Below are 26,078 nucleotides of genomic sequence, written 5' to 3' on the forward strand. Positions count from 1 at the left end.
CATGCGAACTATCACTTGCTATTGGATAAGCCCTCGACCGATTAGTACTGGTCAGCTCCATGCATTGCTGCACTTCCACCCCCAGCCTATCTACCTCGTCGTCTTCAAGGGGTCTTACATACTGGGAAATCTCATCTTGAGGGGGGCTTCACGCTTAGATGCTTTCAGCGTTTATCCCGTCCGTACATAGCTACCCAGCGGTGCTCCTGGCGGAACAACTGGTACACCAGCGGTACGTCCATCCCGGTCCTCTCGTACTAAGGACAGCTCCTCTCAAATTTCCTACGCCCACGACAGATAGGGACCGAACTGTCTCACGACGTTCTGAACCCAGCTCGCGTACCGCTTTAATGGGCGAACAGCCCAACCCTTGGGACCTACTTCAGCCCCAGGATGCGATGAGCCGACATCGAGGTGCCAAACCTCCCCGTCGATGTGGACTCTTGGGGGAGATAAGCCTGTTATCCCCAGGGTAGCTTTTATCCGTTGAGCGATGGCCCTTCCATGCGGTACCACCGGATCACTAAGCCCGACTTTCGTCCCTGCTCGACTTGTAGGTCTCGCAGTCAAGCTCCCTTATGCCTTTGCACTCTTCGAATGATTTCCAACCATTCTGAGGGAACCTTTGGGCGCCTCCGTTACTCTTTAGGAGGCGACCGCCCCAGTCAAACTGCCCACCTGACACTGTCCCCGCACCGGATTACGGTACCAGGTTAGAACCTAGATACGATCAGGGTGGTATCCCAACGTTGCCTCCACGCAAGCTGGCGCTCACGCTTCAAAGGCTCCCACCTATCCTGTACAGATCGTACCCAAATTCAATATCAAGCTGCAGTAAAGCTCCATGGGGTCTTTCCGTCTTGTCGCGGGTAACCTGCATCTTCACAGGTATTAAAATTTCACCGGATCTCTCGTTGAGACAGCGCCCAAGTCGTTACGCCATTCGTGCGGGTCAGAATTTACCTGACAAGGAATTTCGCTACCTTAGGACCGTTATAGTTACGGCCGCCGTTTACTGGGGCTTCGGTTCACAGCTTCGGATTGCTCCTAACCACTCCCCTTAACCTTCCAGCACCGGGCAGGCGTCAGCCCGTATACTTCGCCTTACGGCTTCGCACAGACCTGTGTTTTTGCTAAACAGTCGCTTGGGCCTTTTCACTGCGGCCCCCTCGTGCTATTCACACTACCGGGGCACCCCTTCTCCCGAAGTTACGGGGTCATTTTGCCGAGTTCCTTAACGAGAGTTCTTCCGCGCGCCTTAGAATACTCTTCTCGCCTACCTGTGTCGGTTTGCGGTACGGGCACCTTCACCTGGCTAGAGGCTTTTCTTGGCAGTGTGAGATCATGACCTTCGCTACTACAATTTTCGCTCCCCATCACAGCTCAGCCTTACGATGTGCGGATTTGCCTACACATCAGCCTCACTGCTTAGACGGACATCCATCAGTCCGCGTCACTACCCTACTGCGTCCCCCCATTGCTCATAACGGCTTACGGTGGTACAGGAATTTCGACCTGTTGTCCTTCGACTACGCCTTTCGGCCTCGCCTTAGGTCCCGACTTACCCTGAGCGGACGAGCCTTCCTCAGGAACCCTTAGGCTTTCGGCGGATCAGATTCTCACTGATCTTTTCGTTACTCATACCGGCATTCTCACTTGTATAATGTCCAGCGCTCCTTACGGTACACCTTCAACCCTTATACAACGCTCCCCTACCCCTGATGCAAAGCATCAAGCCATAGCTTCGGTGGTGTGTTTAGCCCCGTTACATTTTCGGCGCAGAGTCACTCGACCAGTGAGCTATTACGCACTCTTTCAATGGTGGCTGCTTCTAAGCCAACATCCTGGTTGTCTGTGCAACTCCACATCCTTTCCCACTTAACACACACTTGGGGACCTTAGCTGATGGTCTGGGCTGTTTCCCTTTTGACAATGGATCTTAGCACTCACTGTCTGACTCCCGGAAGTAAGTCTATGGCATTCGGAGTTTGACTGAGCTTGGTAACCCTTGCGGGCCCCGCACCCAATCAGTGCTCTACCTCCACGACTCTGTTTTCCGAGGCTAGCCCTAAAGCTATTTCGGGGAGAACCAGCTATCTCCGAGTTCGATTGGAATTTCTCCGCTACCCCCACCTCATCCCCGCACTTTTCAACGTGCGTGGGTTCGGGCCTCCAGTGCGTGTTACCGCACCTTCACCCTGGACAGGGGTAGATCACCCGGTTTCGGGTCTACGTCCACGTACTACATCGCCCTATTCAGACTCGCTTTCGCTGCGGCTCCGGCTCTTCACCTTAACCTTGCACGGGAACGTAACTCGCCGGTTCATTCTACAAAAGGCACGCCATCACCCCTAAAACGGGCTCTGACTTTTTGTAAGCACACGGTTTCAGGTTCTATTTCACTCCCCTTCCGGGGTGCTTTTCACCTTTCCCTCACGGTACTGCTTCACTATCGGTCGCTAGGAAGTATTTAGCCTTGGCAGATGGTCCTGCCGGATTCATACGGGGTTTCACGTGCCCCGCACTACTCGGGATCCGTCTCGGAGGGAACAGACTTTCAATTACAGGGCTTTTACCTTCTTTGGCGGGCCTTTCCAGACCTCTTCGCTTAACCGGTTCCTTTGTAACTCCATGTGAGACGTCCCACAACCCCAAAGAGCAAGCTCTCTGGTTTGGGCTTCTCCGCGTTCGCTCGCCGCTACTGACGGAATCACTATTGTTTTCTCTTCCTCAGGGTACTTAGATGTTTCAGTTCCCCTGGTATGCCTCTACATAACCTATGTATTCAGTTATGAGTAACTGGAAATTACCCCAGCTGGGTTTCCCCATTCGGACACCCCCGGATCAAAGCTTGCTTACAGCTCCCCGAGGCAGTTTCGTTGTTCGCCACGTCCTTCATCGGCTCCTAGCGCCTAGGCATCCTCCGTGTGCTCTTAGTAGCTTAACCATTGCGCTCGTGTTCGAGCTGTCGCTCCGCTTGGTTTGCTTGCGCAAATCCAAAAGTCGCTCCATTTCGATCACTCGCTCCAGCAATCTACCGTTTTTATTGAAACTTGTTTACACAAGTTCAGCTAAAAAGGAATGTTCTAATTCGCATTTACTTTCGTTTCGATATCTAGTTTTCAAAGAACAAGCTCCATGCAAAAGCAAGCTGTTTGAGAGTTTGAGCTCTCAAAACTGAGCAACGAGTGAGTTAAACGCTTTACGAAGTAAAGCTCGCTTCGGAAGCATGCTTCCTGAAGACTTTTATTTGAATGTTTCCGTTACAGGAAACGATTCTCCATAGAAAGGAGGTGATCCAGCCGCACCTTCCGATACGGCTACCTTGTTACGACTTCACCCCAATCATCTATCCCACCTTCGGCGGCTGGCTCCTTGCGGTTACCCCACCGACTTCGGGTGTTATAAACTCTCGTGGTGTGACGGGCGGTGTGTACAAGACCCGGGAACGTATTCACCGCGGCATGCTGATCCGCGATTACTAGCAATTCCGACTTCATGCAGGCGAGTTGCAGCCTGCAATCCGAACTGAGACCGGCTTTTTAGGATTCGTTCCACCTCGCGGCTTCACAGCCCGTTGTACCGGCCATTGTAGTACGTGTGTAGCCCAGGTCATAAGGGGCATGATGATTTGACGTCATCCCCACCTTCCTCCGGTTTGTCACCGGCAGTCACCTTAGAGTGCCCACCCGAAATGCTGGCAACTAAGATCAAGGGTTGCGCTCGTTGCGGGACTTAACCCAACATCTCACGACACGAGCTGACGACAACCATGCACCACCTGTCTCCTCTGTCCCGAAGGAAAGATACATCTCTGCATCGATCAGAGGGATGTCAAGACCTGGTAAGGTTCTTCGCGTTGCTTCGAATTAAACCACATACTCCACTGCTTGTGCGGGTCCCCGTCAATTCCTTTGAGTTTCAGTCTTGCGACCGTACTCCCCAGGCGGAGTGCTTAATGTGTTAACTTCGGCACCAAGGGTATCGAAACCCCTAACACCTAGCACTCATCGTTTACGGCGTGGACTACCAGGGTATCTAATCCTGTTTGCTCCCCACGCTTTCGCGCCTCAGCGTCAGTTACAGCCCAGAGAGTCGCCTTCGCCACTGGTGTTCCTCCACATATCTACGCATTTCACCGCTACACGTGGAATTCCACTCTCCTCTTCTGCACTCAAGTCACCCAGTTTCCAGTGCGATCCGGGGTTGAGCCCCGGGATTAAACACCAGACTTAAATGACCGCCTGCGCGCGCTTTACGCCCAATAATTCCGGACAACGCTTGCCCCCTACGTATTACCGCGGCTGCTGGCACGTAGTTAGCCGGGGCTTTCTTCTCAGGTACCGTCACCTTGAGAGCAGTTACTCTCCCAAGCGTTCTTCCCTGGCAACAGAGCTTTACGATCCGAAAACCTTCATCACTCACGCGGCATTGCTCCGTCAGGCTTTCGCCCATTGCGGAAGATTCCCTACTGCTGCCTCCCGTAGGAGTCTGGGCCGTGTCTCAGTCCCAGTGTGGCCGATCACCCTCTCAGGTCGGCTACGCATCGTCGCCTTGGTGAGCCGTTACCCCACCAACTAGCTAATGCGCCGCAGGCCCATCCCCAAGTGACAGATTGCTCCGTCTTTCCAGTTTCCTTCAGGCGAAGAAAACAACTATTCGGTATTAGCTACCGTTTCCGGTAGTTGTCCCAAACTTGAGGGCAGGTTGCCTACGTGTTACTCACCCGTCCGCCGCTAAGCATCAAAGAAGCAAGCTTCTTATCAACTCCGCTCGACTTGCATGTATTAGGCATGCCGCCAGCGTTCGTCCTGAGCCAGGATCAAACTCTCCAATAAAGTATTGAAAAGAGCGATAAGCTCATTTTGAATCTGACGAGATTAAAAATCTCAATTGTGCTCCAGTCGATTCAAGCCAAGGCTTGTTTCAAACTTTCGCGTTCATTCTGCAAGCAGAATGTTTACTCACTCGTTGTTCAGTTTTCAAAGATCAAACACGATTTGTTTCACTTCTTTTTCGTCTCAACCAAGTTTCGGCGGCGACTTAAATAATGTATCACATTTCGTTTGTTTTCGTCAAGAACTTTTTTAATTTCTTTTTTGATGCGTTAGTTCTTCACTTTTCCTCTGAAGAATTTATCGTTTGTTGGCGATAATCTCGTTTGAGGAACGAAATATAATGTATCATATATCGTGAATCAGAGTCAACATTTTTTTATAAATTATTAAACAAACAAAAAAGGAAGGTTTCCCCTCCCTTATGCGATCAATTATTGCCAGACTTTTGAAGAAGGTTATGTCTCAATCCAATACCGAATTTCCCGACCCTCTCCTTCGATAGATGGCCACCCTGGCGATTCTTTTACTATAGAACGAAAGACCAACTTGCGTATAACCAGAGGTAGATCTTCTCGAACGAATCTTAACTGCGGATGATGAACAAGTTCATTGATGCTCCAAGGCTCCTTGCGACTTCTTAACACACGTAGCAGCAGCTCTGAGCATTCACTCATTTTGGACATTACCGAAAACTCACAGGCAAGCAGTACAAGCTCTACTCTCTGCTCCAGTGTCTCCGAGCTTACCGTAAGCTCTTGGTATAGTTTCCACAAAGCACGATCCAGATTCTGCACATGTGTCCAGACGGCATGATCCGGGTATATCCCCTGTTCAATCAATACAATTCTTGCCCAGTTGCCCAGAGCTTCTAATACATTGTAGTAGGCATCTACAACATGACCTTCCTGGATATGACGTTTCGCCTCCACATACATCCTCAAGAAACTGGTGAATTCATGCAGGAGCTTCTGCTCACGTAATTCTGTACCAAAGGCAGACAGTTCTTGTCGCAAATCGCTTAAGGCGCTGTCCTCTTCCCATATAATCTCACCTTCAATCAGACACTCGGTAAGATTATTGTGATTCCCGGTAACTATACTACTCTTTAATTCATGACGGCTTGCATAGATCATTTGATAACGAAGATCACCATATCTGTAATGTCCCACCGCCGATTTTAATTGATCATCATTATGAACAACAAGTACCAATAATTCGAAATCTTGAATTAGGGAGCCGTGGAATCGCTCTCCCGGGTGGGAATAAGCGATAGCCCCAACTGCCCCTGTCTCTTCCGACTGTTCGGACAAAAAAGCAAGGTTCTTTAATTCCACGATTCCCTCCATACATTTCATGGCAGATAAGCGCCAAGTCAGTTATAATGTAATTCTACATCCAGACTAAAGTTTCCTTCTTTTCCAGGTCCGATACTACTCATACGATAGGAGCATTTTTCATGATTTTTAAATCAGCAAAAATTAATGCTTTCCGCACTTGGGGATTACTACTGACCATGCTAGGGATGGGCCTAATGATACTGGGAACAGCCGGAATTGTTTTCTGGGGACATGCTGGCAAGGTATTCGCAGCTGTAGGACTTGTCATCGGATTAATCGCCATGATGGCCAGTCTAGCCATTTATTTCTGGGCGGGTATGCTCTCCACCAGCGCAGTACAAGTCGACTGTCCGGAATGCGGGAAGTTAACCAAAATGCTAGGCAAAACGGATCGATGTATGTTCTGTCATACCATCCTCACCCTGGATCCTAATAAGGCCAATATGACCAGTCAACAACTGAAAGCGCCTTCCACAACAGTTCCCCCCACTGATGGTTAGCACGAAATGATCTCCAACCGCTAAATGTCTTTGCCCTAATTTCATTGAAGAACAAAAAAGGCCCGGTATGTCTACCGGACCTTTTTGGACTTGGCTTATCAGTAAGTCCTTGTTGCTGTTTAATAGTCGAGATATGAAATTAAGTTATGATTCCTATAGCTAATAAAATGATAGATTACATATAAGGTGGTATCGAGCGGGAGCGCCTTCTGGCTTGGCAGAGAAGAACAGAGAAGCCATTCGTCGAACACCGAGCATGAGCCTATTATTTCTGGTAACCGGCCTGCTTCAATACCTCCCATGCAGAGGCGTTAGCAAAACTCCGATTCCATGCCGCTACTCCGCCCAGCTTCAAGGAAGCGATCAAATCCACGCGCGCCTGAAGGGACACGGCATCTTCGATCCATATTTTCTTGGTAGCTCCTTCTTCCTCATATTCCACATAGTTTTGTCCACTTGCCTGATCCAGTTCGGGTTTGAGTTTCTTTTCTTGGATCAGTTCCACGATGGTATTCATGCCTACCGCTTTGGAAGACACTTTAACCTCCCCTTGATCATTCTTCTCTTCCGTCCAGATTCTTGTATAGAGCGGAACCGCCATGATCAATTTGTTAGAAGGTACTTCATCCTCCTCAAGTATGCGTCTCATGGAAGCCTCAGTCCATGGGAGAGACGCTACCGACCCAGCCTTGGGACTGGCCGCCCAATGTTCATCATAAGCCATCACAATGACATAGTCTGCAAAAGAACCTAATGCACGGCGATCCAGAAAGGCGGACCACATTTCACTGTTCGATTTTGGTGTTACATCGATCGATAACATCAATCCATGTATGCGTGCCATCGCCTTGATCTCGCGCACAAACTGCGTAATATTCGGCCCGTCATCGGTATACACGTTCTCAAAGTCGATATTGATCCCATCCAATTGATACGTCTGTGCATACTCCAACATCTGCTCAATAATATGAGTACGTGTCTCGTAAGAAGCGACAGCTTCTTTGGTAACGTCCGGGTCAAAGCTGTTATCCATAAGTCCCCATACTTCCATACCCGAACGGTGAGCCCAGTTCACATAAGCTTGGTTTCCCTTGCTTTTCACCGTGCCCTGTCCATCCGTAATGTGAAACCATGTGGGGCTGACCACATTCACACCAGGCATTTTACCGATAGAGCCCACATCAGGCTGACGGTTGTACACGGCTTCCCAAACCAGATTCACCGGTTTATTCTGCCACTTCTTCTCTGCTGCAGTCAGCGTATACTTGGGCGTGTCCACCTTCTTTTTCTCCGTGAGTGCAATATGATCATTATCTACATATCCGGCATATCCATTATCGAGTTGAACAAAACTCTGTTCATCACCCGTCTGCCATACACGTACCCGTGCATCCTTTTCCATATCGGCAATGATTGGTGAGGATTCTCCCCCACGTTTATATAACGGCACCGTCTTATCTGCTTTGGATGACAACGTATCAATCTCTGCATATTGTATCGTGTCTCCTCCACGCATCAGCAGTACAGCACCTGTTACCGAATCTTCCTGTATGGCGATGCCGTACACTTCCTTCAAAGGTTTGAGCGGAATGTATGCTTCTCCATCCTTAACCTCAGGCTTAACCGTCATAGGATAATCTTTGTGATTAAGTTCTGCTTGTGTGCTGTCCTCTTTCATATGAAGAACTCGCTGAGGGGAAGCAATAATGATATCGCCTGACTCTGGTTCGTAACGTATGCCCGCATCAACTGCTTCTTGCAGCACCTTTACAGGCAACTTGAGTTGATCTCCTGTACCCAAGGCGTCTCCATCCATCAGTTGCCCATCTACAAAAATAGGCTGGCTTCTCCCTACCCAATCGGGGTCTTCATGGATCTGGTTCAACCATACATTTGTTATAAGCCAGTAAGCCCCTCCAGCGATCAGACAAGCCCCGAGAAAACCGGGCCAAAATGAACGTCGCTTCTGACGTGTATATCTGCTTTTTCTACCCAAACGTCTACCTCCGTTAATTATGCTGAATCATAAGGATATGCGCATAAGTTGTTTTAAAAATGAATGTTTTGCATAAATGCTAAAAAAAAACGTGAAGAATCCATACTGAATTCTGCACGTTAATATTGTAATTCAACTCTCTTAATCCCTGCAACTTTTGCAAACGCCATACACTTCCAATCGGTGGCCGTGTACTTCAAATCCTGTACTAGACTCCGCCTGAAGCTCTACACTTTTCAGTGAAGGATAGCTAAAGTCTTCAATCTTGCCGCATTGATCACAGATAACATGATAATGATCCGTCACATTGGCATCGAAGCGGCTTGAATTATCTCCGTATGTCAATTCCCGGACCATGCCAGCTTCCAGAAACATCTTCAAATTGTTATATACCGTTGCCACGCTCATACTGGGAAATTGGGGTTCAAGGGCTCGGTAAATTTCATCGGCTGTCGGATGCCCCATGGATTCCATCAGATAGTTCAATATGGCATGACGCTGGGGTGTAATACGGACACCGGTCGTTTTCAGATGCTCCAACGCATGTTGGACACGTGTTGCCATAAAACCCACCGCCTTACCTTTCATTCTCTGGTGAAGAGTGATTAACTGTCTCCTCGCACAGAGTTGATTCCCGGCCATGAAGAACGACAATCCATCTTTCATGCCGTGTAATCTTGCCAGTGTATATTTATTGTACGGCGATTACAAGTTTATTGTCAACGCGGCAGTCAAGGAACCTCTGTAGAATCATCCTGGGAATTTGGTCCGTCCTCGGTAGTCTGTTCCAGATTTTCAGCCGTATCTTCAGAATCAGGTAGGACTGTTTCAGGCGTAGATACAGCCGGGTTCCGCTGAATGGTAAGATCGCTATTTCCTTCGATTTTCACCCTATACTCACCTTCGCCCAGCTGGCCTTCTATGGTTTTGTTCTGTACTTTTAAAGGCAGATCGGTACTTAGATCTCCATAACTGCTGGAACCCGCAAGACTGTAGTCTCCGCGATCAGGAAGTAATATGTTAATGGCTCCCACAGCACTGTACACATCCCAGTCTCCCCCGACTTTGGAAGATACGATGTTAATACTGCCATTAAGCGATTGAGCTTTAATACCCAGATTGGCTCCATCCAGCGTAATATTACCGTTACGTGTCTCTGCGGTGAATTCTCCTACGGAGTCTGCAATACTGATACTTCCCACTTGTGTGGTTAGATCGACATCACCGGATACCCCTCGAGCCTTCATGTCTCCACGGTTACTGTCCAGATCTACATTACCAATGGCGTTGGCTACAATGACATCTCCGTTCAAGGTTTTCCCTGAGATATCTCCAACAGCATTGGTAATCCGGATACGTCCGTTACCCGTTTCGGCCAGTATGGTACTAATCGCTTCCGGACGGTTTAATAATATGGCTCCATTGGAAGTTCGAATATCCAGATTAAAACGACGATCATCTGGGATTGTGATAGTAAGATTCATACGCGGCTGCGTTTTTTCATTATCTCCATACGTCTTGCCTGTAGCCTTGATATGAATGACTTTTGTACCATCGGTCTCTACAAAAGAGGCTGCTGCAACCGCCTTTGCCTGTACTTCCGTCGTCTGATCTACCCAGACAACCGTTCGTACCTCAATCTCCTCCGTATCACCCCGTTGCACCGAGATATCTCCGTTGACACCTTCGACTACAAGATCCGACGTATCCATGCGAACAGGTACACGAATCGTGCCCTTATCCTCCATATATCCTGCCGCTTGACTGTAGTCCATGGATGCCGCTCCGAGATTTAGACTTACTCTATTCCATAAGTGCATGTAGTGATCCTGCTCGGTGACGATAAACACGGAAGCCGCCAAAATCAGTGAGGCCAGAATGCCTTTGGCATCGGGTCTGAAACGTACTTTGACTTGTTCATCAGGATTGCTCAGCTTATTAGATTGCACTTTTTTCCTTCTGCGTGTCCAGAGGAACAGCACAATATATTCAACACCTAGAACAACGAGCAAAAATGGCCACCAGTCCACCATCTCATATACATAGTCAGTTCCCCACCGTTTATCCATAATCAACAGCACACCGACCGCTACGATTAAGGCGGCAGCCGTATAGCGGCCAACCCGGACTTTACGGTTCATCACGTTCCCCCCTTGTATCGTTTCGACTACAATTTTTTCTTGTTCAACATGACCCAGAACTCACGCCCAAACAGAAGCAAACCTCCCGCGATCATGAGAACCGCAAACGAATATCCGCCGTACATAGCAAGGATCTCTTGGAACCAGCGCGGTTTACGGAAAAACAGCACCATCAATGATCCTCCTACAATTAAAAGTAATCCAAACGATATTCCTCTCTCCCAGACCATCATTGCATCTCGTATAGAACGTTCGTTGGATAATGGCTTGTCCGCGGTTGCCTGGGTTACGGCTCTACGTCTGCGCATCATGACCCAATCCGCAGATTGCAGTACATCATATACATTGTAAAAGTAAATAACCGGGATACACAAAGCCAGCAGGATAAGCAGTGGCACATTGATCTGTATACCAATGGATGAGAAGTAAAGCACTGCTGACAAGTCAAGCAAAACAAGCAGCATAAAGGTCAAACCTCTCATGTACAGTCTCAGATAAATATGACCCAAGCCAGGTATAATGGCACTCAGTAATCCCGCAATAAACTTGTGAGTCCGATTCCTGATCGGTTTGCTCTGACCCGTGCTGTTCTTTCTGTTTGATTGACGTCTCCGTTTCATAACATACTCCTCTCTTCTGAACTGACCTTCCGCTCTTCATGCATTTGGTTAGATAGTACCCTAAAGAGCAAGGAGAGTAACTGGAAGAAATATGGATATGACCAAAAACCCTCCGGCACTACTGGCCTGGGGAGGGTTGTAATTCATTTATTCGACCGATACCTTGGTAACGTGTTCCCACTGTCTTAACTTGGATACCAAGCCTACCGTTTTGAAATCATGAGGTACCTGAACATGTAACACAATCTCAATTTTACGTTCAACTGACACCATCTCGGCATATGCCAGGTCTTGTTCATTCACGGTGATTTTACGAATTTTGATCTTCTCCTGTTCCATGCATGAGGACAGTTGCTCTAGAAAACCGGGTTCTGACAAAGTATGAAGTGTAACCACATGCAGTTTGTTCCCTCGTAAATACCTCAACTCTAACTTATTGAAGACCCATAGATTAAGCAATACCAGGACCGTTGATACGATGGAGGCAAAAAAGAATCCCGCACCTGCTGCAAGCCCAATGGCTGCAACAACCCAGATTGAAGCAGCTGTCGTCAGTCCGGTAATGGATTTACCAGTGAAGAGAATTGTTCCTGCTCCCAGGAATCCAACACCCGTAATTACAGCAGTGGCCAGACGTGCTGGATCGATCCTTACATTTAATTCATTAGCAAAATCTTTAAAACCATAAACAGACAACATCATAATTAATGCAGAACCAAGACATACCAGGATATGGGTACGCAAACCGGCCGCATGATTGGACCGTTCCCGCTCCAGGCCTACGAGCCCTCCAAGCAGCATAGCCAGCAATAATCGTAATAAAATGTGCCACTCATCAATGAACCAGGGATCGCCCAAAGTCGGTATTCCTCCTCAAGTTGTTCATATTATTAAAGTTTATTCTTGTGAAAAGTCGTTAATTCCACTCCAGGTGCAATCTGTGTGACTTCCACGGGATGAAAACCAAATCTGGTGTACAGATTGACAGCGGGTTGATTCAGCGTTCCTGTGGAGACGATATAACGCGGAAGATCCGCATGCTGTTCCAACACGTACGTCATCAAAGATGCTGCGATTCCCTTGCGAAAGTGATCCGGGTGCACCATCATTCGTGTAATGGTCAGTGTATTCTCCTCTTCCTCCGCTACAGCGACAGCCCCGATAAGTTCTCCGTCATCATGGATACAGCCGTAAAAGCTCTCTCCACAATCCCGTAGTGTCTCCATTGTATCCATCAAAGGAGGAATCTCCTGAAATCCGATGATTTCGGCTTCCAATCGATAAGCTACATGTTGTAGTCTCCATAACTGCCCCAACATCTCCAGATCACTCAATGACAATGGTTGAATGTTCATATCCGATCCCCCGTCCGAAATACATTTGTATCTATCAATACCAAAAAGAGGCTGTCACAGGGACGAGCCTCTTTCTGTCCGGCCTCACCGGAAGGATTAGCGGTTCAGTACATCTGCAAGCAGTTGGTTGGCTAAAGCAGGATTCGCCTTGCCTTTACTTTCTTTCATAACCTGACCAACAAGGAAGCCAATGGCTTTTTGTTTACCGGCTTTATAGTCTTCTACGGATTGAGGGTTATTCGCGACAACCTGCTCAACGATGGCAAGAATGGCGCCTTCATCACTAATCTGCACAAGACCTTTCTCTTCAACGATCTGCTGTGGAAGCTTACCGCTCTCCAGCATTTCCTTGAATACGGTTTTGGCGATTTTGCTGTTAATGGTCCCCTTCTCCAGCAGTCCGATCATCTCGCCCAAACCTTGACCTGTCAGTGGAACCTGAGTCACCTCAAGATTGCTCGTATTCAGGTAACCCAGCAAGTCGCCCATAATCCAGTTGGATACGGATTTGGCATCCTGAGTGAATTTCAAACTATCTTCAAACAGATCGGCTATAGCCTTGGATGAAGTAATAACTTCTGCATCATAGCTAGGTAACCCATAATCAGCCGTGTAACGGGCTTTACGCTCGTCCGGGAGCTCAGGTATGGTAGCCTTGATACGCTCTTTCCAGGCTGCATCAATATGCAGCTTCACGAGATCCGGGTCCGGGAAATAACGGTAGTCATGCGCCTGTTCCTTACCACGCATCGACAGTGTTTTTCCTTGCGCTTCGTCCCAGCGACGTGTCTCCTGCACCACTTCACCGCCATCATCCAGAATCTCAGCCTGACGATATTGTTCATATTCGAGACCACGTTGAACACCACGGAAGGAGTTCATGTTCTTCAGCTCGGCTCTTGTTCCCAGTTTCTCCTGTCCATGTGGACGCAAACTGATGTTGGCGTCGCAACGCAGTGAACCTTCTTCCATCTTCACGTCCGATACATCACAGTACTGCATGATGGCGCGTAATTTTTCAAGATATGCACGTGCTTCTTCCGGAGAAGAAATCTCAGGTTCGGATACAATCTCCACAAGCGGAGTACCGACACGGTTGAAGTCCACCAAAGACGCGTATCCGCCATCAATATGTGTGAGCTTCCCTGCATCTTCCTCCAAGTGAAGACGCGTGATGCCGATTCGTTTCGTTTCACCATTCACTTCGATATCAATCCAGCCGTTCTCACCGATCGGTTGATCGAATTGCGAGATCTGATAGGCTTTTGGTGAGTCAGGGTAAAAGTAGTTTTTACGGTCAAACTTGCTGACATCAGCAATCGTACAATTGAGAGCCATCGCTGCCTTCATGGCGTAGTCCACCGCCTGACGATTCAGTACAGGCAGTACACCCGGATGTCCGAGACAGACCGGGCAGGTATGCGTGTTCGGCGGAGCTCCAAAAGCTGTGGAGCAGCCACAGAAAATTTTGGAGTTCGTATGCAACTCCACGTGGACTTCAAGTCCAACGACCGTTTCATATTTAGATGCGGACATTTCTATATTCCTCCGTTCCGGGCAGTCTACAGCTGCGGACGCTGCTTGTGGAATTCTGTATTTTGTTCAAACGCATGCGCTACACGCAATACGGTTGTTTCATCAAAGGCTTTACCGATAATCTGCAAACCGACAGGCAATCCATCCGAGAATCCACATGGAATGCTAACGGCAGGTACGCCAGCCAGGCTGACCGGAATCGTCAAAATATCGTTTAGATACATTGTAAGCGGATCATCCACCTGTGAACCGAGTTTGAACGCCGTAGTTGGCGCCGTAGGTCCAATAATCACATCATATTTGGCAAATACATTGTCGAAATCCTGTTTTATCAATGTACGTACTTTCTGTGCTTTCAGATAGTAGGCATCATAGTACCCCGAACTGAGTGCATACGTTCCGAGCATGATACGTCGTTTCACTTCGGGACCAAAGCCTTGGCTCCTAGACTGATGATACAGATCCAGCAGGTTATCCGGATTGTCTGCACGCACGCCATAACGCACGCCATCAAATCGAGCCAGGTTCGAAGAAGCCTCCGAAGAAGCTAGCAGGTAATACGTAGCCACAGCATATTCGGTATGCGGCAGGGATACTTCTTCCCATGTTGCCCCAAGTCCTTCGAGAACTTTCAATGCAGACAGAACGGTCTCTTTTACTTGTGGATCGACGCCTTCACCGATGTATTCCTTCGGAACAGCAATACGAAGTCCTTTAACATCACCTGTCAGTCCGCTCAAATAATCCGGAATCTCCACTTTTGCAGATGTCGAATCTTTCGCGTCATAACCGGCAATGGCTTGCAATACATAAGCAGAATCTTCAACATTTTTCGTCAAAGGTCCAATCTGATCCAAGGATGAGGCAAATGCAACCAAACCAAAGCGGGAAACAAGTCCGTATGTCGGCTTCAATCCAACAACACCACAATACGAAGCAGGTTGTCTGATGGAGCCGCCTGTGTCTGATCCGAGCGTGAAGTATGCTTCTCCCGCAGCCACAGCTGCTGCAGAACCACCGCTGGAGCCTCCTGGAACACGATCAAGTGCCCATGGATTACGTACAGGGGAGAAACTTGAGTTCTCATTGGAGCCACCCATGGCGAATTCGTCCATGTTGAGTTTACCAATAGTCACGGTGTCCGCAGCTTTCAATCTTTCGACAACTGTTGCATCATACACCGGGTCGAAATTACGTAGAAATTGGCTGCCGCACGTCGTACGCAGTCCGTTCGTCACGATGTTATCCTTAATTCCTACAGGCAGGCCGAAAAGCAACCCCTTCTCCTCACCGCTAACCAGACGGTCATCCAGTTGACGTGCACGAGCGCGTGCTTGTTCTTCATCCAGTGCCAAATACGCCTTAACCTTATCGTCATGCGCACCAATATTCTGATATGCCTGATCCACCAGATCGCTGACCGACAGCTCTTTGGCATGCAGCTTGTTATGTAACTCAGGCAACGATTGTTCAAATAAACTCACAGTGTTTGTCCTCCTTCCGGTTGTCCGTTATTCCATTACAGCAGGCACTTTAAACTGCCCGTCTTCTTCTTCCGGTGCATTGCGCATCACCTGTTCAATCGACAGGCTTTCTTTGGTCTCATCTTCACGCATGACATTGCTTACGTGCAGAACGTGAGTGGTGGGTTCGATGTCTTCCGTATCCAGCTCATTCAGCTTTTCTGCATATTTTAAAATCGCGTTCAGCTGACCTGTCAGGGTCTGTTCTTCTTCAGCAGTCAAGTTGAGTCGGGCCAGCTTGGCCACATGCTGAACGTCATTATTCGAAATACTCATTAGCGGATGCCTCCTTCATTCGTTCTGATTCCCGAAACGACCTGAAACGAATCGCTCGTTTAACGGGCTAAAGTCTCAAGATAACTTTTTTCATTATAGGTGAGATAGTTCGACAATTCAATGCAAATGACCTGACAGTCTTCATGTAAGCTAAAAACGAACTTATAAAATAAAAAAGAGCCGGCATCAGCCGACTCCTCAAAATTCTAAATCCATGCACGCAGATTAACCTGCTTTATAAAATCCGCCTGAGACATAACATCGTTCGCGGTTTCCTCTTCCTCTTCCACAGCTTGAAAATCTCCGTTCATCAAATGATGAAACAGCTTCTCATTGTGTGTCGCAAGGGCGTAATCTATCAACGCTTCTCGCTCGACCCGCTCAGCTTCCTGCTTCAGCAGAACCTCTTCCAGATCGACGTCGCCGGATGGAACAAAAAAGTTCCGATTCACCTGCGGCACTCGAAGCACGTAATCGAACGCATTGTCCGGATTCCGGTCATAAGCGATGATGAAACCATATTCCCCCACAGGAAGATTCTGCTCAAACGCATCCGCGACGATGACAACCTTCTCTCCTAATCGCAGCATCGTCTAACCTCCTGGTAGTCTATCTTAATATTTATTTGTATAGTCTACTAGAAAAGAATAACGATGTCTAGGAATACTAGAATTAAACAACATATTTGTGCAAAATCTTTTTCCTCTCTATTTTATACGTGTTCAAAAAGAACAGTACACAGTACCGAGAAGATGGATAAAGCTAGAAATGGAGTAGCGATTTTTTCTAAATAACCTCTATTAAAACAATCATGTTTTCTTTGTGGATCCACCTGGCTTGCGTTGTGATCGAATCACGACAAACCAATATATGATGAGCGGCGTGGGAAATCCGGTGATCCCCCATAATCCCCATAACCAAGGGAAACGTCCACGTCTACGTGCGTCCTGAAAGATCCAGGTGCCTTGAACCAAGAGAAAAATGCCAAGCAGTATAAGCCACAATGGAGAAATTTCATCCAATGAATAATGCATTTTATTCATGACGAACCTCCTTCCGGCGCCGTCCTGCCCAGATCACAACTAAAATCACGGCAACAACTGTACCAAAAGCCTGGATACCCAAATATAGAGCTGGAGCAGATACGAGGAATAATGCCCCGAACGTAATGGCTAGCAATCCCACCAACCAGAAACAGATCATCTCGATCCAATGGGCTCGTCGTCTGATCTGTCTTCGTTCTCTGACTTGGGCTTCAAGTGAACCTAATGAAGGTATGTTTGCCGGCTCAAACGCATCATCAAGTACTCTCATGTGTTGCTGCAATCGCTCTACAACCTCTTGTTCCTGTTCATCATCTGATCTGCTCATCCTTATTCCAGCTCCTTTCTTAACTGACGGAGACCGTAGGCTGTTCGTGACTTCACCGTTCCGGAGGGAATACCCAACATTTCGCCAATTTCGTCATATCCGTATCCATAATAATGCTTCAACAGTACTGCCACACGATGTTCAGGTGTCAGCCTTGTCATCGCATCCATGACATCTGTCCATTCTTCATTCCGACTCTCGAGCTGCCAGCGGAATCGACGTACAGCCTGATCACGGATAAGACTAAGCCAGCTCTGCTCTCTCTTCCTGCGTCTTGTCTTGTCAATATAGATTCGGGTCGCAATGGTAATCATCCATGATGAAAAGGCAGACGTGCCATCATATCGATGGATATTCTCCATACAACGAACCATCGTATCCTGCACGGTCTCTTCCGCAAGATTCGCGTCCATTGTAACTTTGACAAGATACTTATACACAAACGTGTAGTTACGTTGTAACAAAGCTGCGAGTGCACTATCATCTCCCGATACCGCTCTGCGTACTTCTTCAAGTTCAGCTGCCTTGATCATGGTCATCACCTGCTTCCCGTTCAATCTGGAGTTAATACGACAGGCTCTGCGGAAACGTTCAATGAAATTTTAAAAAAATTCTAACCCGACAATTTCCCGGGCAATCAGACTTGATTCCGGTAATCTTGCAGCTTGTCGAACCACGGTTGCTTGTGGGCTCCATTTCTTAACACACGGCTTGTCCATATATTCTGCTCAGACTTCATCACTTCACCGGTCACGCTAGGGTTATGTATTAAAGTTCGCTTGGTACTAGTTTCTCTTTTCACACTTTCCAATATGCGACGGTTTTCATCCATAATCGAATGCTCGACACGCTGTCCCAACGGGATAACTCTTATTTTCTCCACTTTGATATTCCCCACTCTCTCATGATCTATATAAGTTGAACTAAAGATTATTTACACTGACACTACGATGACAGAATAACCTTCCAATCGCTGTTATCCCCAGATTTTTTGATTCCCTTTTCTTAAAGGGAAAATCCGGGGATAGCGTATGCTTACGATGCAGCTTTCTTCCAGAAAGCTTTTAGGCGAACACTTCGCTTTTTCAGGCTCTTTCTGTCCTCTCCGTTATCATGTAAATGAGTAGCTCAACTTATAAATTATTTTCATTAAAATTCATCAATCTGTGCTTTTGTTAAATTGCTATTGGTCTCAAACTAAATTGTGGTGAAGCTCATCATGCATCTCTATGTAGCGTAAAAAAGGCTAATTCTGTGATAAAAAAGGTCTGAAAACAAAAAAAGAACGCAAACCGGGTATAGACCACAGTCTGCGTGCTTCGCAAGGTTGGGTGTTTCTTGGTAATGCTTCAGTTAGATGATGCCTTAACGCTTGTAACAACTAATTGCTATTCTAATGAAAAAGTTGTCACTTGTCCAGACTTTCTTCACATATCATGTCGGATTATCTTGCGGACACGTAAGGATTGTTCTGTTTCTCATAACCAATGGTCGTTTTGGGGCCATGGCCTGGATACACTTTAACCTCATCAGCAAAGGTATACAGCTTGTTCTGAATCGAATCAATCAGATCCCGTTCACGTCCTCCTGTGAGGTCCGTTCTGCCCACACCCATGCGGAACAGTATATCACCGGCAAAGAGATCGTTATCACAAAGCAAACTTACACTGCCTGGTGAATGTCCAGGTGTGTGGAACACTTTAAACGTATGTCCAATCAGATTCAGCTTCTGCCCTTCATCCATGGCATATTCAGCAGGATCTGTCGAAAGTGGTGGTGTCGCCTGCGGCCAATTCAAAGATCCATTTAATTTTGGGGTCGTGAGCCAGTCACTCTCCAAGTCATGAAGATAAACGGGACAGCCCTTCAATTTACGGATCTCATCTACCCCGCCCATATGATCAAAGTGAGCATGTGTCAAGAGAATAGCTTCGATCTCCAAATCTTGAATCGCCTTAAGTAGCGGCCCTGGATTCATGCCCGGATCGATAATGACGGCTTTGCCCGGATCATCTCCTTGTAAGAGATACGCATTGGTCTGAAGCGGGCCGAGTGTAAACGTGCGAATGTTAAGCATATCGGCTTAGTAACCCGAAATCAGTTCACGCAGCTCACGGATAATGGCCGCATGTGACTCCGTTCCTTCCCCATAACGTTTACCAATCTCTTGACGCGCTACAGCCAAATTCTCTTGATAATCTGCTGCTTCACGATCCGGATTAAGGCGTTTGAATTCAACCATGACTTCCTGTACATGCTGCGGACGAGGTCCCCACTGACCAAGCACATGACCACCTGTATCTGCAAAAATAACGACTGGCACGGAACGGCCACCCATCGTCAGGAACTCATCCATCACTTCAGGATGGTGCTCCATAATCAGAACTTCAGTTGGGATTCCTGAGATTTCAAGCGCCTGGAATACAACCGGAATATTACGCACAACATCCCCGCACCAGTCAGCAGCCAGAATTAACACACGCAGGTCGTCGCGATGGTTCAGGCTTTCAAAGAACTCACGATCCTCTTCGTTCGACCAAGTAAAGCTATCATAGTTGGCCTGGAATTCACTTTGGTTCTTGGTCATACTCTCGATAAATTCCTTCGGTGGCAGACCTTTACCGAATTTGTGAGACAAGTTGGGTTTACCCATGACTAGACACTTCCTTTCTTTTTGCGAGCATTCATCCATTTAATAAGTACATAAACGATCATAAGGGCGAGAGCGACAAGCAAAATAGGCATAACATATGGCGCCGCTTTCTCATCAATATGCTTCCATTGATCTCCAAGGATCATCCCTAAATATATAAACAATGCAGTCCAAGGTATAACAGCGAGTGTAGTAAGCAAAATGAATTTACCTACGTGCATTTTTGTGATGCCAGCCGGGATGGAGATGGCATGCCTTACCACCGGAACAAAACGCGCCGTGAAAATGACACCTGCACCATACTTGCGAAACCACTCCTCGGAATGGTCGATGTGTTTTTTCTGGATGAGTATGTATTTACCGAAGCGTTCCAGTACAGGTCTGCCGCCATAACGGCCAATCCAGTAAATAAATAACTGGGCAACCACACCGCCCACCGTACCAAAAATCATAGCACCGAAGAAGTTGATATTACCTTGTGAAACGAGAAACCCTCCATACGCCAGCACAATTTCGCTCGGAATAACTTCTAACATTAATCCAAGCATGATTCCAAAGTACCCGAGACTTTGAATCCAATCGAACAATTGGCCGACAAGGTTATGAATAAAGTCCATCTCAACCCTCTTTCTCCATCCTGATTGGCGGTGCCCCTCCGCACCATGGATGTTCGTCCCTATTTTATCACAGGCCTGTATACGTTGCTACTTCAAGAGGTTGGGATAGTGTCCCGTTCGCAGCACTCCGCATATGGTATGGGGAGAGGAGCGTGAGAAGATGTCACACAAGTCAATACCCGGTTCTCCGCCGGTCAAACATACGCAATCCGGTCAAAATCTTCCTTCCGCCAGGGGAATTCGCAGGGCATGCAGCAAGGAATTGTACCGGACAGCCAAAAGGCTAAAGGTATATGTCTCTCCCGAACGGATGAAGCAGGCGGAAGAATATTATTACGGCAAGGTGATTGCGAATCTGATCTGGATTGGGGAAAATCGCGACAACCGCAAGAAATTATGTGAGTGGTGGAACACGGATGTCAGTGCAGAAATTGCCGCGCTGTGGGAAGTAGAGGTTGAACCATTAAAAGATGCGTTTCAGCATGCATTTGGCGGATATCGCCTGTAGAGCCTGTAGAAATGCAGGAATAAAAAACTTCTCTTATAAGTGGAGTCAGGAGATGTCTACTGGTTTAGGGGTACGGTTACGGTTGGAACGGAGCATGGAGCCAATGAACAGCACAGGGAGTGTGAACAACGCTTGGAGTATGAGCCTTAACAGGGAGTGCAACAAAGCTGAAAATTATGAGCCTAATAGAGAGTGCGAACATAAATAGTGGGTTTGAACAACGCTGGGAGTTTGAACAACGCTTAGTGCATGAACAGGAACAGCGAGTGTGAACATAAACGATGCTGTGAAAAAAGCTGGCAGTATCTTTACATGTTCATGCTCATGCTTATGCTCAAGCCCACGAGCGGTAACCAATCTGAGGCGCCTTATTCAAGGATTTGAAACACTCTCAGAAATTTAAGGAATCTGAAACATGTTATATCGGAATTTTCGGCCTATTATAGGGTATCTGTCAGGGGAGTTGTGGAAATAACGTGTCTGAAGTTCTTTACAATTTAAAAGGAGCAGCTAAAGGCCAAATAAGACGTCCTGTGTTCCTTAGAGAAACGTATACCATCCCCGCGAGGCAGCCAGTTTAGATTTCAAAATTTACAGATTTTAGAGACTTTAGAGACTTTAGAGACGCTGACATCCATTGTTATATCGCTCGGGTCAGCGTCACTATTCACCAGTGAGTCAAGGGCTACGCTTGGTCAACTCTGGAGAAAATGGAGGAGAAGAAGCCCCCGCAAGCCTGCGCAGGTTCTCTCCATAGCCTGGAGCATGTTCTTCCAGTACAAAATGGCGATCATTGCGATCACCCCCTGCTTTCACTTCCTCAGCCAGCAGTTGATACCGTTCATACATCTGTACACCAGCGGCGGCAGTCTCTCGGGCTCGTTCTCTATATCCTGCCTTCCATTCCCGCCGCGCTGCCTGTTCCATCCAATACAAAGCGACGGATTGACCATTGCCATCATACCGGTTCAATGCGATCGCTTGTTCAAAATATGTTCCAGCCTGCTGCCCTTTGCCGAATTGGGCAGCCAATCGTCCCAATTCGATGTAACTCTGAGGCTGCATCGGGGAAAGGGACAAGCTGTTCAGAAGTAGTGATGTTGCTTCTTGCCCCGGGAGAGATCGTGCAAGCGTTATTATGATGTCGGTTCGATTCGGATTTGATTGAAAAGCAGCCATAAGATGCAGCTTGTGTGCTGAAGTTCCCTCCGGTTCAGTCATCGCCTGACGGTACTGCAATTCTGCTACGGCGAAGCGGGAGGTCAGCCACATTGTTCCACCTAGCCAGAAAAGGATGATCATCACTGCGGATGCCTTTATTAACCGAGCAGTCACTCGCTGAAGTATATGAAAGAAGGTACGCATCGGGATAGTTGATGTGCTGAATTGAGTTGATAAATATCGGATAAGACGAGCTCTGGCTCTGGCTCTGAATTTGAATCTGGATCTGGATCTGGATTCGGATATGGATTCAGATCTGAAAGGTGTGTATTCCGCAGTTCCACCCAATTGCTTGCCTTTCACTGCTTCGGTCTTCAATGCGGATGCCCATGAACCAAGCCAAATAAAGAGCATCCAGAATAAGGTGAAGCTCCAGTCGAAGTCCATCGCCCCATGCAGGCCAAAAACAAGCACGGCTGGCATAAGCTGCGGTGCAAAATAAAAGGTGCTTCGCAGGGTGAGGAGAAACCACCCTGCGACAAGCAGGATGCCGATCATGCCCGTGTCCAGGGCGAGATCAAGCAAGCCGTTGTGGACCTCGCCTCCGACATATGGCGAGGATTGAATGGCGCGGAACATGTTGCGCCATGTGTCTCCCCCGTGGCCAAGCCATGCGGCCTCGGTCCACAACTGAAGGGCATCCCGCCACATCTGCAGGCGGGATACCCCCGTGCCGACACCTGCCGCTAGGCGATCGGCGGTGGAGGCCACGGCCATCAGTGCGGCGGTGGCTTCCGCCAGCACGATGGCCGTCAGGGCAGCGGCGCGCGGAGCCTTGGCGGCGCCGCTGTGCCATAGGCGGCACAGCAGCAGCGTGCCGAGCAGCGCAGCTGCCCATGCCCCGGCCAGTGCCAGCAGGCCGGGCACGGGTGCAGGCGCCAGCTGGGCAGCAGCCAGCTGGCGGTACAGCCAGGCCGCGCACGCTAGTGGCGCGGCCATGGCCAGCAGCAGCGGCAGGCGGGCACCGCGCCGCTGCACAGCAAAGGCGGCGACCGCGGCGCAGCCGGTCGCCAGCCAAGCGCCGCGCGACTCGCTCAGCAGGAGCGCGGCTTGCGCGGGCATGAGCGGTAGCACTGCCGCGATGAGTCGCCCGGCCGGCACAGGCCGGGCCAAGACTCGCGCGGCGGCCGACAGCCGCTCCAATGCGTACATGCCAACAAGGGCACCGTACGCATTAGGGTACTGCAATAATCCGCCGAGCCGTGCTCCGGCGGAGCTGATCTCGGGGTCAGCAGTCCGCATTACCCCGAAGGGCAGCGGCAATACTCCGCACACGGCAAGAATGCCGCTTAGCACAAGCAAGCCGCCGGCCATCTGCCAACCGCAAGCCAACCAACGCGCACCATCCGTGCGCGCAGCCAGTATTGCGGTGAGCAGCGTGAACAGCGCAAGCAGGCTCCAACGCAGCATTTCATCCATACTGCCCTGTCTACTCACCGAGCCTGTCCATGCGTGTAGCCCAAAACATGTCATCATCGCTAGCGGCAACAATACCCGCCAAATCTCCGGCAATCGAAATATTTTCTCAACCATTGGTTCCATGTTCCCCTGCCGCTGTACCAATGACATGGGTATCCGTTCACTCGCCTTCTGCGGACGAAAGACTGTAAGAAATAGCACTATCACAATCATAATCAAAGTGCTTCCTGCTGCGATCAGATTAACAGGGTACAGATCCACTGAATAATACAGTCCCCGACTCAGACATCCTGCGAGCAGCAAGACAATGGAGAGTATGCCCACTGACCAAGTCCATCCCGACCCTGAATAATGTTCACATCTCAAACTTCGAGAAGAACTGCCTGACCCCTCCGTTTGCATAACTCTATTTGTATGATATGTAGCATCTTTTTTATACATATCATCTTCGTTGTATGTATCTTCCCTATTATATGTACTGTCTCTACAGATCCTACTGCCTCTACCGTCCCTACTGCCCCCATTATCTATATCCCTGTTATCTACATATTCTTTATCATTTGCGTGGTGAATCCCCTCAAACGCCCGTTCCATAAGTTCCTCTCTCGCCGCATACCCTCGTTTATACCTTACAATTCCCTTATCTATCGCCCTATTCTTCATCCTTATCCACCCTCCTTCCTTCCAGCGCTCGATACGCATAACAAAAAGACAGAAGATCCCGATAAGGGGTCCTTCTGTCTGATACATAACTAACAGTTATGGTGTTGCCTGCTACAACGTATGTGCATAATATTGAAATTTACATTCAAGGACCCTAATTGCAGTATGTCCCTGGATTGGCATCGGCACACTTAGCAAATGTCACAATTCGTGGAATCCTGGACGGTTTCTTTGTTCGATTTTGATTTCCCAATAACCTGCTTGCCATCATCAGGGAGCAAATCCGAACAAGCCCGCTCCAAATATGGATCGGCATGAATGAAATCACGGAAAGCCGTATATTCGTTCCACATCTCTGACACTTCACCCGCCTGACCGCGAACAGCACGTATCAATATGTTTTTAGGTGTATTCTCCATATCGATGAATTCAAGTAATTGTGTCTTGTATCCCATTAGATCAAGCAATTTGGCGCGAATTCCATCCGTAGCCAGTGCGGAGAAACGTTCCTTGAGGATGCCATGGGACAACAACGGATTCATCACGGAAGCCTCTACTTGGTCGAACAGTTCATGCTGACAGCAAGGAACAGACAGAATAACAGAAGCCCCCCATCGAACCGCTTTCTCCAAAGCAGCATCGGTAGCTGTATCACAGGCATGCAGTGTTACAACCATATCCACTTCATTCAATTCATCGTAGTCCGCGATGTCTCCAACCAGAAACTTCAGATCACCGTAATGTAATCGATTAGCCAGATCATTACAGTGTTCAATGACATCTGCCTTCAAGTCCAACCCAATAATTTGTAGTGAACGCCGTTGTTGTACAGACAGATAGTGATATAACGCAAAAGTCAGATAAGACTTGCCACAACCAAAATCAACAATGGTAAGTGGACGTCCCTCCGGCAGATGCGGAATGACATCCTGCACCATTTCGAGGAAACGGTTAATCTGTCTGAACTTGTCATACTTGCGGGCCAGCACACGACCTTCTTCGTTCATAATGCCAAGTTCAACAAGGAACGATACGGGTACTCCCTCTTCCAATACATATTGCTTCTTGCGATTATGCGACAGATCCACCGCAGTTTTGGAAGCCGATTTAGTCAGAATCGATACTTTATATTTTTTGCTGATCAAAATTTGATAGTCTGCATCGGTAGTACAGAGCAGGCCTTGACGAAACGTCTCTTCGCATAGCAAAGTCATACGCTCTGCCGCTTCAGCCGGAGTCAAATTCTCGTGCAGCACTTTGTTGTTATAATGAAATGCAAATTGATAATGCAGCTGATTCTTCAGTGTCACCGGCTTGACTTGCACTTTGGTATACGAGACATTGTCCCGTCTGCGCAGCTGGCTCCAGGTCGCTGTAATCAGCGAATTCTGTTCAAAGATGTCTTGTATAAGCTTTCGCAATGAATCCACGGGGTACATCTCACTTTCGGTTTGGTTTGGTCAACCGTTACCATACCACACTTCCGTTCCCTCTCCAAGTGAAG

At 48.1% G+C, this 26,078-nt stretch carries 22 protein-coding genes and 2 rRNA genes; 2 read left to right on the forward strand and 22 right to left on the reverse strand.

Annotated elements, in window-relative coordinates:
* Window positions 1–21 precede the first annotated feature (21 nt).
* From MKX40_RS25945 to MKX40_RS25955, 3 genes are all read right to left on the reverse strand, one after another.
* Window positions 22–2,947: ribosomal RNA gene (locus MKX40_RS25945) — 23S ribosomal RNA — on the reverse strand.
* Between the two features lie 339 nt (window positions 2,948–3,286).
* Window positions 3,287–4,838: ribosomal RNA gene (locus MKX40_RS25950) — 16S ribosomal RNA — on the reverse strand.
* Together the 16S and 23S rRNA genes form the textbook arrangement of a ribosomal RNA operon.
* Before the next feature lie 455 nt (window positions 4,839–5,293).
* Complete coding sequence (locus MKX40_RS25955; RefSeq protein WP_339237663.1) at window positions 5,294–6,172, reverse strand: nucleotidyltransferase-like protein; 879 nt, start codon at window positions 6,170–6,172, stop codon at window positions 5,294–5,296.
* A 122-nt stretch (window positions 6,173–6,294) separates the two neighbouring features.
* Between MKX40_RS25955 and MKX40_RS25960 the strand changes: the two genes are divergently transcribed.
* Window positions 6,295–6,675 carry a DUF2614 family zinc ribbon-containing protein gene (locus MKX40_RS25960; RefSeq protein ID WP_076319627.1) on the forward strand — a complete coding sequence of 127 codons (381 nt, stop codon included), beginning with the start codon at window positions 6,295–6,297 and terminating at the stop codon, window positions 6,673–6,675.
* Window positions 6,676–6,940: 265 nt separating this feature from the next.
* Here the strand turns inward: MKX40_RS25960 and MKX40_RS25965 are convergent, their stop codons facing one another.
* From MKX40_RS25965 to MKX40_RS26045, 17 genes are all read right to left on the reverse strand, one after another.
* Entirely contained in the window at window positions 6,941–8,671 is a 1,731-nt protein-coding gene (locus tag MKX40_RS25965) for a glycosyl hydrolase family 18 protein (protein ID WP_339237665.1), read from the reverse strand.
* Between the two features lie 141 nt (window positions 8,672–8,812).
* Complete coding sequence (perR, locus tag MKX40_RS25970; protein ID WP_026081471.1) at window positions 8,813–9,235, reverse strand: peroxide-responsive transcriptional repressor PerR; 423 nt, start codon at window positions 9,233–9,235, stop codon at window positions 8,813–8,815.
* A gap of 167 nt (window positions 9,236–9,402) precedes the next feature.
* Window positions 9,403–10,812: a DUF4097 family beta strand repeat-containing protein gene (locus tag MKX40_RS25975; RefSeq protein ID WP_339237668.1), complete on the reverse strand. Its 1,410-nt coding sequence runs from the start codon at window positions 10,810–10,812 to the stop codon at window positions 9,403–9,405.
* 26 nt (window positions 10,813–10,838) lie between these two features.
* Entirely contained in the window at window positions 10,839–11,432 is a 594-nt protein-coding gene (locus tag MKX40_RS25980) for a hypothetical protein (RefSeq protein ID WP_339237670.1), read from the reverse strand.
* 147 nt (window positions 11,433–11,579) lie between these two features.
* Window positions 11,580–12,290 (reverse strand): MgtC/SapB family protein, encoded by a 711-nt coding sequence (locus MKX40_RS25985; protein WP_339237672.1) that lies wholly within the window; start codon window positions 12,288–12,290, stop codon window positions 11,580–11,582.
* Window positions 12,291–12,322: 32 nt separating this feature from the next.
* Window positions 12,323–12,787 carry a GNAT family N-acetyltransferase gene (locus MKX40_RS25990; protein ID WP_339237674.1) on the reverse strand — a complete coding sequence of 155 codons (465 nt, stop codon included), beginning with the start codon at window positions 12,785–12,787 and terminating at the stop codon, window positions 12,323–12,325.
* A 96-nt stretch (window positions 12,788–12,883) separates the two neighbouring features.
* Window positions 12,884–14,323, reverse strand: a complete 1,440-nt coding sequence (gene gatB / locus MKX40_RS25995) for an Asp-tRNA(Asn)/Glu-tRNA(Gln) amidotransferase subunit GatB (protein ID WP_062836483.1) — start codon at window positions 14,321–14,323, stop codon at window positions 12,884–12,886.
* A 26-nt stretch (window positions 14,324–14,349) separates the two neighbouring features.
* Complete coding sequence (gene gatA / locus MKX40_RS26000) at window positions 14,350–15,807, reverse strand: Asp-tRNA(Asn)/Glu-tRNA(Gln) amidotransferase subunit GatA (protein WP_339237676.1); 1,458 nt, start codon at window positions 15,805–15,807, stop codon at window positions 14,350–14,352.
* Between the two features lie 27 nt (window positions 15,808–15,834).
* Complete coding sequence (gene gatC / locus MKX40_RS26005) at window positions 15,835–16,122, reverse strand: Asp-tRNA(Asn)/Glu-tRNA(Gln) amidotransferase subunit GatC (protein WP_036607033.1); 288 nt, start codon at window positions 16,120–16,122, stop codon at window positions 15,835–15,837.
* 206 nt (window positions 16,123–16,328) lie between these two features.
* Entirely contained in the window at window positions 16,329–16,712 is a 384-nt protein-coding gene (locus MKX40_RS26010; protein WP_024631336.1) for a hypothetical protein, read from the reverse strand.
* A gap of 219 nt (window positions 16,713–16,931) precedes the next feature.
* The gene (locus tag MKX40_RS26015) at window positions 16,932–17,165 is read right to left on the reverse strand and encodes a sigmaY antisigma factor component (RefSeq protein ID WP_339237677.1); all 234 of its coding nucleotides are present in this window, start codon (window positions 17,163–17,165) and stop codon (window positions 16,932–16,934) included.
* On the reverse strand, window positions 17,158–17,493 hold the full coding sequence (locus MKX40_RS26020; protein WP_339237679.1) for a YxlC family protein: 336 nt from the start codon (window positions 17,491–17,493) through the stop codon (window positions 17,158–17,160). The genes MKX40_RS26015 and MKX40_RS26020 overlap by 8 nt, the downstream gene beginning before the upstream one ends.
* 2 nt (window positions 17,494–17,495) lie before the next feature.
* A complete protein-coding gene (gene sigY, locus MKX40_RS26025) occupies window positions 17,496–18,032 on the reverse strand; it encodes an RNA polymerase sigma factor SigY (protein WP_339237682.1) in 537 nt (178 codons plus the stop codon).
* A 98-nt stretch (window positions 18,033–18,130) separates the two neighbouring features.
* Window positions 18,131–18,376 (reverse strand): hypothetical protein, encoded by a 246-nt coding sequence (locus tag MKX40_RS26030; RefSeq protein WP_339237685.1) that lies wholly within the window; start codon window positions 18,374–18,376, stop codon window positions 18,131–18,133.
* A 561-nt stretch (window positions 18,377–18,937) separates the two neighbouring features.
* A complete protein-coding gene (locus MKX40_RS26035) occupies window positions 18,938–19,570 on the reverse strand; it encodes an MBL fold metallo-hydrolase (protein WP_339237687.1) in 633 nt (210 codons plus the stop codon).
* A gap of 6 nt (window positions 19,571–19,576) precedes the next feature.
* Window positions 19,577–20,146 (reverse strand): thioredoxin family protein, encoded by a 570-nt coding sequence (locus tag MKX40_RS26040; protein ID WP_339237689.1) that lies wholly within the window; start codon window positions 20,144–20,146, stop codon window positions 19,577–19,579.
* A gap of 2 nt (window positions 20,147–20,148) precedes the next feature.
* Window positions 20,149–20,763: a DedA family protein gene (locus MKX40_RS26045; protein WP_339237691.1), complete on the reverse strand. Its 615-nt coding sequence runs from the start codon at window positions 20,761–20,763 to the stop codon at window positions 20,149–20,151.
* A gap of 160 nt (window positions 20,764–20,923) precedes the next feature.
* Here MKX40_RS26045 and MKX40_RS26050 point away from each other — a divergent pair, with 160 nt between their 5' ends.
* Window positions 20,924–21,271 (forward strand): dehydrogenase, encoded by a 348-nt coding sequence (locus tag MKX40_RS26050; protein WP_339237694.1) that lies wholly within the window; start codon window positions 20,924–20,926, stop codon window positions 21,269–21,271.
* 678 nt (window positions 21,272–21,949) lie between these two features.
* Here MKX40_RS26050 and MKX40_RS26055 read toward each other — a convergent pair.
* Window positions 21,950–24,574, reverse strand: coding sequence for an O-antigen ligase family protein (locus tag MKX40_RS26055; protein ID WP_339237696.1), 2,625 nt, complete (start codon window positions 24,572–24,574; stop codon window positions 21,950–21,952).
* 191 nt (window positions 24,575–24,765) lie between these two features.
* Window positions 24,766–26,013: an SAM-dependent methyltransferase gene (locus MKX40_RS26060; protein WP_339237698.1), complete on the reverse strand. Its 1,248-nt coding sequence runs from the start codon at window positions 26,011–26,013 to the stop codon at window positions 24,766–24,768.
* Between the last annotated feature and the right edge of the window lie 65 nt (window positions 26,014–26,078).

Origin of the sequence: Paenibacillus sp. FSL R5-0517 (genome assembly GCF_037974355.1) — a bacterium.
GTDB lineage: Bacteria > Bacillota > Bacilli > Paenibacillales > Paenibacillaceae > Paenibacillus.